The following is an 11,162-nucleotide window of genomic DNA, read 5'->3' as shown; positions in this document are numbered from 1 at the left end:
GTCGGGCGACCACCTCATCGCCAATGGGCGCGACGCGGCAGGGGGGGTCAAGCCCGAGGCGGGGATCACGCTGCCGAATGGCATCTTCCCCGCCGATCGACGCCACCCCGGCACGAAGCGTCACGGGAAAGGGAAACCCCGTCGCGGCGGCATGACGACGAACGATATCGAGATAGCGAAGCACGAGCATCGTCCCCGCCAGTGAGCTAACGAGATGTCTCCGCTCCACCTCCGCCACGACGATTGCCCGTCCCGTGTTTTCGGATGTCCAGCCCTTCGAGGCTTCCAGCACAGCTAGATGGTCGATCCCGACGATCGCGATCGTCTGCCGTACCGGACCGTGCTCACGCAGGGTCTGCCCGTGCTTCAACAACCATGCGACCTCCTGCGGAGGACGCGGACCGAAAAAGCTGCGATAGAGCAGGGTCCGGTCTTCATCGACCGACCCCAGTTCGAGCAGGACGTCCTGGCAGCCCTCCTCACCCACCGCCTTCGCCACAACGTCAGCTTCGACGGCGGCGGCGACGATGGTGACCCAGTCGAAATCAGCCGACCGCGAGCTGCTGGCCGCAGCGGTCAGGCGGTCGTCGTTGCAATCCCGGATCGCGCGGTCGACCAATGCGAGCGCGCCGTCGAGATCGCCCCGCGCCGCCGCTTCGCGCACCCCCGTTTCCAGCGCGAGCAGGGCCTGACGTTCGGGCGACGGTTTATAGGCAGAAGGGCTGAGAACCATGATCGGCTTTCGTCCAAAGGTTGCGGGTTCGGCCTCCTCCGCCAACGCCGGTCCGGCAATCGCCTGGCGAGATGGTGGCGGACGACTGCGCCGACGGTCGCGAATGGCAAGGACGACACCAGCGACCAATGTCGCCCCGCCAACTACCCACAACAGGAACAGCTTGGAGAAAAACGCATACCAATGCGGAACGGGAAAGCGGACGTCGGTCACCGCCGCCGGACAGACGATCTCGAGCAACGCCCGCGTAGAGATTCTTTGTCACACGCCTCCAGATGCGCAATCCCACCCCGTCATCCCGGCGGCGACCAGCAGGATAATCGCGCCGACGACGATCAACTCCTTAGGCAGGCGCTTCGGATTGTAAGGCAGGTCCATCATCCCGGTTTAACCGCGTTCCGTGCCAATCTCGTAAACGACGTCACCGCCCCAAAATCTGATCCACCAGTCCGCGCAAATTGGCGAAGCGGGTCAGGGCGATGCCGCTTTCGCTGTCGACTCCGGCGGGCACCCAGGCGCGCTCGAAGCCGAGCTTGGCGGATTCCTTAAGGCGCAGCGCGGCGTGGGCGACGGGGCGGACTTCGCCCGACAGTGCGACTTCGCCGAGCACGACGCATTCGCCAGGAACCGGCCGCTCACTCAGTGCGGAGACCAAAGCGGCAGCGACGGCGAGGTCGGCGGCGGGATCGGACAGGCGGTAGCCGCCGGCGACGTTTAGATAGACTTCGGCGGTCGCGAAACTCATCCCGCAGCGGGCTTCCAACACCGCCAGCACCATCGCCAACCGCCCGCTATCCCAGCCGACCGCCGCCCGCCGCGGCGTCGCGCCGCTCGCCAGCCGCACGACCAGCGCCTGAATCTCGACCAAGACCGGGCGCGTGCCCTCCAGTGCCGGGAACACCGCCGTGCCGCTGACCGACTCGCCGCGCTGGGTCAGGAACAGGGCCGACGGATTGGGCACTTCGGCCAACCCCGCCCCCTCCATCGCGAACACGCCGATCTCGTCGGTCCCGCCGAAGCGGTTCTTGACCGCGCGCAGGATGCGATACTGGTGGCTGCGCTCGCCCTCGAACCCCAGCACCGTGTCGACCATATGTTCGAGCACGCGCGGCCCGGCGATCGTTCCGTCCTTGGTGACATGGCCGACGAGGACCACCGCCGTGCCGCTGTCCTTGGCATATCGGATCAATTCGTACGCCGAGGCCCGCACCTGCGATACCGTGCCGGGGGCGCCTTCGATCAAGTCGCTGTGCATCGTCTGGATCGAATCGATGACGAGCAGTGCGGGCGGCTCGTCCTGCCCCAGAGTCGTGAGGATGTCGCGGACCGAGGTGGCCGCGGCGAGGCGGACGGGGGCGCCGCCGAGGCCGAGGCGGATCGCGCGCAGGCGGACCTGGTCGGCGGCTTCCTCGCCGGAGAGATAGACGACGTCGCGCCCGGCGCTGGCCATGTTCGCCGCGACCTGCAGCAGCAGGGTCGACTTGCCGATGCCGGGGTCGCCGCCAATCAGCGTCGCCGAGCCGGGCACCAGCCCGCCACCGACCGCCCGCTCGAACTCGGCGATGCCCCTGACGAGGCGCGGCGGCAGCGCGACCACGACGTCGAGCCCGACCAGCTCGATCGGGCGGCCACCGGTCGACAGGTCGTGCTTCTGCGCGAACACGGTCGAGAGGGCGGCGGCCTCCTGCTGGATCGAATTCCACTCGGCACAGTCGGGGCACTGCCCCTGCCAGCGCGACTGGGCGGAGCCGCACGCGGTGCAGACGTAACGGGTCTTGAGCTTGGCCATCGCCAAGGATGTAGCGGTGGCGACGATGCCCCGCTAGGGCGTTCGCGTGAATTGGATCCCGGACCCCCTGCGCATCCCCGCCTTTCGCGCCTATTTCGTTGCGCGGCTGGCGTCGACCATTGCCCAGTTGGCAATGGTTATCATTATTGGTTGGCAAGTCTACGACATTGCCCGCGAGACGATGTCGCTGAAGGAAGCGGCGTTCCGGCTTGGGATCATCGGCCTGGTCCAGTTCGCGCCGCTGTTCCTGCTCGTGCCAGTGACAGGCTGGGCGGCCGACCATCTCGATCGGCGGCTGATCGGGGCGGCGACGATCCTGCTCGAGCTGGGCTGTGCGGCAGCGCTCGGGTGGCTGGCGTGGACCGGAACGACGACCCTCACCGCGCTGTTCGTCGTTGCCGCCCTGCTGGGCGTAGCGCGCGGCTTCTCAGGACCGGCGTTCCAAGCGCTCGCGCCTAACCTTGTCCCGCGCGACATCCTGCCCCACGCGATCGCCCTGTCGTCGATCTCGTGGCAATCCGGATCGGTCATCGGCCCGGCGCTGGGCGGTTACCTCTACGCGATCGGGCCGACCTGGCCTTATGCGATCAGCGCGCTGCTGTTCGTGATCGCATTGCTGGCAATGATGGGCATCCCGCCCGTGCCACGTCCCTTGACGGACCGGACGATCGGGTTCTGGCGCAAGACGACCGAGGGCATTCATTACGTCCGGACCAACGGGCTGGTGCTGGGGGCGATCAGCCTCGACCTGTTCGCGGTTCTGCTTGGCGGGGCGACGGCGATGCTGCCGGTGTTCGCGCGCGACATCCTCCATGCCGGACCGGAAGGCCTCGGCCACCTTCGTGCCGCCCCGGCGCTGGGTGCGACCCTGACCGCGGCCTTCTTCGCGTTCCGCCCGCTGCGCCACAATGTCGGGGTCAAGATGTTGTTGGCGGTCGCCGTATTCGGGTTGGCGACGGTAGTGTTCGGCCTGTCGCGCTCGATGCCGCTCAGCCTAGCCTGCCTGACGCTCCTGGGCGCGGCCGACATGTTGTCGGTCTATGTGCGCCAGTCGCTGATCCAGCTGCACACACCCGACGCGATGCGGGGGCGGGTCGGTGCGGTCAGCTCGGTATTCATCAGTGCGTCGAACGAACTCGGCGAGGCCGAGAGCGGTTTCCTCGCCGCGTTGATCGGGCCCGTCGCCGCGGTCGTCGCCGGCGGCGTCGGCGCAGTTGCGGTAGTCGCCATCTGGGCGTGGAAATTTCCCGAATTGCGACTTGCGAAGAGCTTCGATCCCCCCGAAATAGCCCCATCCCCTGCCAAGGAACATGTGACATGAAGGCGAACTCGATCCTCGACACCATCGGCAATACCGCCCACGTGCGCATCAACCGCCTGTTCGGCGACCGCGCCGAAGTGTGGTCGAAGAATGAGCGCAGCAACCCCGGTGCCTCGATCAAGGACCGCATCGCGCTGGCGATGATCGAAGACGCCGAGCGCTCGGGGAAGCTCACGCCGGGCGGCACGATCATCGAGCCGACATCGGGCAATACCGGCATCGGCCTGGCGATGGTCGCGGCGGTCAAGGGATACAAGCTGGTCATCGTCATGCCCGAGAGCTTGAGAATCGAGCGGCGCCGCCTGATGCTCGCTTATGGCGCGACGTTCGACCTCACCCCGCGCGAGAAGGGCATGAAGGGTGCCATCGCCCGCGCCGAGGAGTTGATCGCCTCGACCCCCGGCGCGTGGATGCCGGCACAGTTCGACAACCCCGCCAACATCGAAGTTCACGAGCGCACCACCGCGCAGGAAATCCTCGCCGATTTCAAGGACTCGCCGATCGACGCGATCATCACCGGGGTCGGCACCGGCGGCCATATCACCGGCGTCGCCCACGTCCTCAAGAAGGCCTGGCCGAACCTCAAAGTGTTCGCGGTCGAACCAACGCTGTCACCGGTGATCAGCGGCGGCGAGCCCGCGCCGCATCCGATTCAGGGCATCGGCGCCGGCTTCATTCCGGTCAACCTCGACATGAGCGCGATCGATGGCGTGATCCAGGTAGCGCCCGATGCCGCCAAGGAATGGGCGCGCCGCTCCGCCCGCGAGGAGGGAGTGCTGGTCGGCATTTCCTCGGGCGCAAGCCTTGCAGCAATTGACCAGAAGCTGGCAGAGCTTGGCCCCAAGCCACGCATCCTGACATTCAACTACGACACCGGAGAGCGCTACCTGTCGGTCCCCGACTTCCTCCCCGAGCAGGGTTAACTTGTTTGAGGTAACGGAGATTTAATGCAACATGCTGAAGGCTTGTTAACGCACCCTGTTTAATCCGATCCGGATGAAGTGGGTCGAATAATGCGTCAAGCCAGGTTTGCCAGTGCGGTCGAGCGGGAAGCGAAAGCGACCGTGGCGGAAGCGTTGTCATTCGACATTTCGCCACCGGACACGTCGCAGGACGTGACTTTGGCCGAACAGCGCATGACCCAGCTGCACCTGGTGCCGCTGCTGCTTTGCGCGATGCATCTGCTGTGCGGCCTGACCCTCGTGATCTACAGTATAGTTGCTGGTGGCCAGAGCCTGGCGGGCGCGGTCGTCGGTCCCATCTGTCTCATCTTCGCCCTAGATGGTGCCGCTGCGGCGCTCATTCGCTTCCGCGAGCGACTCCACCTCCTGCCGCACAACGTCACCCGGCTAATTTGCGGCTATGTCGTCGTCGTCAGCGCCCTATGGGCCATGTTCAGCCTGTCTGCCGCGAATCCTGCGATGCAGCTGTCGGGCTTATCGCCCTTGCTGATCGGTGCCGGGGTCACATTTACCGCGATCGTCGCGATCGAATCGCCGCCGATGACGATTCTTTGCGGCCTTGTCGGAGCGATAGCTGCCCTGCTCACCAGCGATCACCCGATGCTGATCGTCGGGATTGCCGCGCTCTCGCTCATCGTGATCGCCTATTCGGTCGCCGGCACCCGCACCATGATCGCCGGCGCGCGGCAACGGTTGCAGCTCGACGCCGACGCCCAAAAGGCGCTGCGCTTCGTTATCGAGTTCGAGAACAGCGGCCGTGGCTGGTTCTGGGAAACCAACGCGCAGGGCACGCTGTCCTATGTCTCGCAGCAATTGGCCGAGGATTTCGCGTGCGAACCGGCGGCGCTGCTCGGCCGGCAGTTCACCGACCTGCTGTCGGTCGATGGATCGAGCGAGGGTCCGTTGCGCGAGGAGCGCACGCTCGGCTTCCATCTCTCGGCCCGCTTCCCCTTTTCCGACGTCGTCGTCCGCCCGGCCAGCGCCCAGGATATTCACTGGTCGCTGTCGGGCAATCCGGTGTTCGACGAGAATGGTCGTTTCCTGGGCTTCCGGGGTATCGGGACCGACCTGACCGAACAGCGCCGTTCGGAACAGGAAATCACTCGCCTCGCCAAGTTCGATTCACTGACCGGCCTGCCTAATCGCGCGCTGATGCGCCAGACGCTCGACGAGGCGCTGCGCAACGCCGCCTCGCGCCAGAAGGGTTGTGCGCTGTTCCTGATCGACCTCGACCGGTTCAAGAACGTCAACGACACGCTTGGTCACCCGATCGGCGACGCGCTTCTCCGCCAGGTTGCGCAGCGACTGATCAGCGTGATGGGCGACCATGGCCAGATCGGGCGACTGGGCGGCGACGAGTTCATTGCGGTGTTACCAGGTGCGGTCGAATCCGGGCTGATCGAATCGCTCGCCCGGACTCTGATCGAGCAAGTGTCGCGCCCTTACTCGATCGAGGGTCACCGCGTAACGATCGGTGCGTCGGTCGGCATCGCGATCGGCGATCCCGGGCGTGGCAATGCCGACAGCCTGGTCCGCGACGCCGATCTCGCGCTCTACGCCGCAAAGGACTCGGGACGCGGCAAGCATATGTTCTATGCGCCCGCCATGCACAGCGAAGCGGCCGAGCGGCAATTGCTCGAGAACGACCTGCGCCAGGCGCTCGAGCGCGACGAATTGTGGGTCGCCTACCAGCCGATCGTCCGCACCGCCGGCGAGGAAGTATGCGGTTTCGAGGCGCTGCTGCGTTGGAAGCATCCGTCGCGCGGGCCGATTTCGCCAGAGGTGTTCGTGCCGCTCGCCGAGGAATGCGGCATGATCGGCAAGATCGGGGCGTGGACGCTGCGCACGGCGATTGCCGAAGCGGCCCATTGGCCGGATCACATCCGCATCGCCGTCAACCTGTCGCCGATCCAGTTCAACGATCCGGCAATCTGCGACCTCGTCTCATCGACGCTGATGGAGTTCGGCCTGCGTGCCGAGCGGCTGGAACTGGAAATCACCGAGGGCGTGTTCCTCGCCGAAGGCGATGCGACCGACGAGACCTTTGCCCGTCTCAAGAACATTGGCGTGCGGCTGGCGCTGGACGATTTCGGCACCGGCTATTCGTCGCTGGGATATTTAAAGAAAGCCCCGTTCGACAAGATCAAGATCGACCAGAGCTTCGTTCGTGGCGCATCGTCGAGCGTCAACCGCAACGGTGCCATCATCCGCGCCATCGTGACGCTGGCGGAGAGCCTGGACATGGACACGACGGCGGAGGGGGTCGAGACGCACGATGATCTCCAGCTGATCCGAGAGCTCGGCGTGAGCCAGGTTCAAGGCTATATCTTCGGCCGCCCGGTCGCATTCGAGGAGGCCCGCGCAATCGCGAATTCGACGCGGGTCGAGGCCGACGGTTTCAAGAGCACCCGCGAACCGCGCCATCGCCTGATGCGTCGTGCACTCGTCAACCTGGGCGGAGAGCGGCGTGAAATCAGGCTGCGCAACATCTCGGCGATGGGGGCCTTGGTGGAGAGCGCGGAGACCGTCACCCCGGGCCAGACCGTCACGATCGACATTGTCGGTATCGGCCCCGTGATGGGCGCCGTCCGCTGGGCCCAGGCGGGCATGTTCGGGCTTCAGTTCACCGATGTCTTCGATCTCGGGCGACTGGCGACCAAGCCGACTGTCAGCGATCAGCCACAGGCAAGCCCCTGGCATCTCGGCCAGAACCGCAAGGCGAGCTAAGCTAGAACGCCTCGACGGAGAGTGCCATGACGCTGTCCGCGCCCGCCTCGACCTTGCGGCGGAGTGCACCGGCCCCGGCCAGCTCGCGCTCGGCATAGAAGCGAGCGGTGATCAGCTTGGCCTCGTGGAACGCGCGATCCTCGCTAGGCTGGTCCTTCAGACCGCTGCTCGCCGCCGCCATCTTCAGCCACATCCAGCCGAGCGACACCGCGCCCATCAGCTGCATGTAGGGATAGGCCGCCGCGCCGACATTGTTGGGGTTGGCCATGCCGTTCTGCGCGAGCCACATCGTCGCGCCCTGCAAATGGCCAAGCGCCTTTTCAAGGGATTCGGCGAGCCCGGCCGGATCGCCCGCCGTCTTGGCTTCGGCAATGTCGCGGCCGACCAGTTCGAAGAAGGCGCGGACGGCGCGGCCACTGTTCTGGGCCAGCTTGCGCCCGACCAGATCCATCGCCTGGACGCCATTAGTGCCCTCGTAGATCTGGGCGATGCGGGCGTCGCGGACGAACTGCTCCATGCCCCATTCGGCGATATAGCCGTGGCCGCCGAACACCTGCTGCGCGATCACCGTCACCTCGAACCCGCGATCGGTCAGATAGCCCTTGATCACCGGGGTCAGCAGCGAGATGAGGTCGTCGGCCATCTGCCGCTCCTCCTCGGTCCCCGCCTGATGGCTGAGATCGACCTGCAGCGCGCCCCACAGGATGAACGCCCGCGCCGCCTCGTTGAACGCCCTGGCCTCCATCAGCATGCGGCGGACGTCGGGGTGGACGAACAATGTGTCGGCCTTGGCATCGGGATCGCGCTGGTCGGGCACGAGGGCGCGGCCCTGGCGGCGGTCCTTGGCGTAGGCGACGGCGTTCTGATAGGCGACCTCGCCCTGCGCCAGCCCCTGCAGCCCGACGCCAAGCCGCGCGGCGTTCATCATGATGAACATGGCAGCAAGACCCTTCTCCGGCTCGCCGACCAGATAGCCGGTCGCGCCGTCGTAATTCATCACGCAGGTCGAATTGCCGTGGATTCCCATCTTGTGTTCGATCGACCCGCACGACAGTGCATTGCGCGCGCCGAGCGAGCCGTCGGGATTGACCATGAACTTGGGCACGATGAACAGCGAAATGCCCTTCACCGAGTCCGGAGCACCGGCGATCTTCGCCAGCACGAGGTGGATGATGTTGTCGCTGAGGTCATGCTCGCCGGACGAAATGAAGATCTTCGTCCCCGAAATGGCATAGCTGCCGTCGGCATTGGGCTCGGCCTTGCTCTTGATCAGGCCGAGGTCGGTCCCGCAATGCGGCTCGGTCAGGTTCATCGTGCCGGTCCACTTGCCCGAGACCATCTGCGGGACATAGGTCGCCTTCTGCTCGTCGGTGCCCTTGGTCAGGATCGATGCGATCGCCCCGGCGGTCAGGCCGTGGTACATTTCGAACGCCTGGTTGGCCGACAGGACATATTCGCTGACTGCGGTCGACACGACGTGCGGCAGGCCCTGCCCGCCAAATTCCTCGGGTGCCGACAGCGTCGTCCAGCCGCCGTCGCAGAACTGCTTGTAGGCGTCCTTGAAGCCGGTCGGGGTCGTCACCGATCCGTCGGGGTGGCGGGTGCAGCCTTCCTCGTCGCCGACCCGGTTGAGCGGGGCCAGCACTTCGCTGGCGAAGCGCCCGCCCTCACCGAGAATCGCTTCGATCAGGTCGCTCGAGGCGTTCGCGAAACCCGGCAGGTTCGAATAATTGCCGAGGCCGATGACATGGTCGATGACGAACTGCGTATCGCGGACGGGGGCCGTGTAGCTGGGCATGATTATTCCTTGGCGGGGGAAACTGGGGTCGAGGAGGCTGGGGCCGAAGACGGGGGATCGAGCGTGGCGATGAAGTCGTGCAATTCAGTGAGGGTCGCGTCGATGTCTTCGCGCTGCCGATGGAGCGACTCGATGCGGTTGCGGCAGCGGTCGAGCGTCACCAGCCGCTGCGTTTCGCGATGGTCGCCGACGTCATAGAGATCGAGCATCTCGCGAATGTCGGACAGGCTGAACCCGACCCGCTTCCCGCGCAAAATCCACGCCAGGCGCGCGCGATCCCGCTCGGAATACAACCGCTGCGTCCCCCGCCGCTCGGGCGAGATCAGCAGTTCGTCCTCATAGAAGCGGAGGGCGCGGGCGGTCACGGCGAAATCGCCGCACATCTCGCCGATGGAATAGAGCCGGGCTGCAAGCATGGCCGCCCGATAGTTGCCGTTTACGCGAACGTCAAGTGAGTGCGGGGGTCTGCAATCGCTCCGCCGGCCGGTCTATCTTTTTCCGCCGACGGGCAGCATCTCGCCTGTGTGCGCGGCGCCCGAATGTGTAAGCGGTAGACGGGAGATTGCTGCATGAAGTGGCCTAATCTGGCGGCGGCGGGGATTTCACTGTCGGTCTTCGGCTTTCTGGCGCTGATGGCATGGACGGGGAAGCTGGCGGGCATTGACGGTTTCAAGGTGCGCCTTTGGTCCTGGATCGTCGAGGATATCGGGGTGACCAATTTCGGTCGCGCCGGGGCGACCATGCTGTTTGCTGGTCTCGGGCTGGCGTCGGTGCTGGTGATACTGTGGGCGCGGCGGCAAAGGTTTTAGGAAAGTGGTCTCGGGGCGCTGATTCGGGGGCGGCACGAACAACCACAGGCAGGTCGGGGCAGGAAGGCATAGAAATGAGCGGCGGCGTGTGGATGAGTGGCCTAAAAAGCAACAATAAGCTCGGCGACGACCAAGGAATTAGGGTCAAGTTTTACGGCCACGAATGGGAGCCAGCGGCTTCAGAAGTTCCGCTCGCTCCTGATGATGTGCACAATAATATCCGACTATACGGTCAAGGGCATGTCCGAAAACGCCAAGAGCTACCCGAATCCATGGCGGTCTGGGATGAAAGGCAATTCAAGAAGGCTGGAGACATATTTTCAATTGGTTTTTTTGTCGTCCGCGGCAAGCTCGCCGATGTTCTTTCCCGCTTCGATTTTGGCGAAGGCGGCCTGATTCCCTTCACCGTCTACCAAGCCGACTTGGAAACGCCCTACCCAGGTGAATTCTTGCTGCTCAATTTCGGCTGCATCAAGAATAGCATCCTGCCGGAACAATCCGAAGACGCGACGAAGTTCCTGGTCAGGAAAGCCACCGGGGTGCAGGTTTGGCATATCAATGACTTCAAGCCCGACGGCGAAGTCGTCCTGTCCGGGCAGGCACTTATCGGACCCGACCTGTGGTTCGAGGAGGCCGCGCACAACAAGATTTTCATGAGCGATGCACTTGCTGAAGCGCTGACCGAAATCGGCATGGAAGACGTTTTCAGGCTGAAGCGCTGCCGGATCGCGGGCGGTGGACCATGAGCAATAAGGCACGCTCTATACTGACGCGGTCGCTTGCTGGATCGCGGACAGGATAATAGGGGTCGCGCACTCATCTGCCCCTTGGTCGGTTGTGGTCTGTTCGCACCGCAAAGTACCGCTCGCCTTTCCACCAGCAGCAGACCGTCTCGAAAAAACTTTCCTACAGCCCCCCGCTCGTGCCACTTCGGACGTGGCTGATTCTCATCGCTGATCCCGCATCGATTCCGCCGGACGAGCGCCCCGACGAAGATACCCGATACCGTGTGAACTTTGGTGA

General features: G+C 64.8%; 9 protein-coding genes. 5 read left to right on the top strand and 4 right to left on the bottom strand.

Going from position 1 to position 11,162, the window contains the following annotated elements:
- Both RMN84_RS05125 and radA read right to left on the bottom strand, forming a co-directional pair.
- A partial coding sequence (locus tag RMN84_RS05125; protein WP_309611121.1) for a hypothetical protein occupies positions 1-973 on the bottom strand: 973 nt, incomplete at its 3' end.
- A 181-nt stretch (positions 974-1,154) separates the two neighbouring features.
- Positions 1,155-2,522: a DNA repair protein RadA gene (gene radA / locus RMN84_RS05120; RefSeq protein WP_309611120.1), complete on the bottom strand. Its 1,368-nt coding sequence runs from the start codon at positions 2,520-2,522 to the stop codon at positions 1,155-1,157.
- A gap of 46 nt (positions 2,523-2,568) precedes the next feature.
- Between radA and RMN84_RS05115 the strand changes: the two genes are divergently transcribed.
- The 3 genes from RMN84_RS05115 (at position 2,569) to RMN84_RS05105 (ending at position 7,532) form a co-directional block, all read left to right on the top strand.
- Entirely contained in the window at positions 2,569-3,843 is a 1,275-nt protein-coding gene (locus tag RMN84_RS05115; protein WP_309611119.1) for an MFS transporter, read from the top strand.
- Positions 3,840-4,766: a cysteine synthase A gene (gene cysK / locus RMN84_RS05110; RefSeq protein WP_309611118.1), complete on the top strand. Its 927-nt coding sequence runs from the start codon at positions 3,840-3,842 to the stop codon at positions 4,764-4,766. Before RMN84_RS05115 ends, cysK begins: the two co-directional genes overlap by 4 nt.
- A 90-nt stretch (positions 4,767-4,856) precedes the next feature.
- Positions 4,857-7,532: an EAL domain-containing protein gene (locus tag RMN84_RS05105; protein ID WP_309611117.1), complete on the top strand. Its 2,676-nt coding sequence runs from the start codon at positions 4,857-4,859 to the stop codon at positions 7,530-7,532.
- 1 nt (position 7,533) lies between these two features.
- Here RMN84_RS05105 and RMN84_RS05100 read toward each other — a convergent pair whose 3' ends face one another.
- On the bottom strand, positions 7,534-9,330 hold the full coding sequence (locus RMN84_RS05100; RefSeq protein ID WP_309611116.1) for an acyl-CoA dehydrogenase C-terminal domain-containing protein: 1,797 nt from the start codon (positions 9,328-9,330) through the stop codon (positions 7,534-7,536).
- A 2-nt stretch (positions 9,331-9,332) separates the two neighbouring features.
- Positions 9,333-9,746: a MerR family DNA-binding transcriptional regulator gene (locus RMN84_RS05095; protein ID WP_309611115.1), complete on the bottom strand. Its 414-nt coding sequence runs from the start codon at positions 9,744-9,746 to the stop codon at positions 9,333-9,335.
- A 153-nt stretch (positions 9,747-9,899) separates the two neighbouring features.
- On the opposite strand from RMN84_RS05095, the gene RMN84_RS05090 reads away from it, so the two are divergent.
- Complete coding sequence (locus tag RMN84_RS05090; RefSeq protein ID WP_309611114.1) at positions 9,900-10,139, top strand: hypothetical protein; 240 nt, start codon at positions 9,900-9,902, stop codon at positions 10,137-10,139.
- Between the two features lie 74 nt (positions 10,140-10,213).
- A complete protein-coding gene (locus tag RMN84_RS05085) occupies positions 10,214-10,885 on the top strand; it encodes a hypothetical protein (RefSeq protein ID WP_309611113.1) in 672 nt (223 codons plus the stop codon).
- Positions 10,886-11,162 lie beyond the last annotated feature (277 nt).

This window comes from Sphingomonas sp., assembly GCF_031380695.1.
Lineage (GTDB): Bacteria > Pseudomonadota > Alphaproteobacteria > Sphingomonadales > Sphingomonadaceae > Sphingomicrobium.
This window is presented reverse-complemented; position numbering and strand designations above follow the sequence as displayed.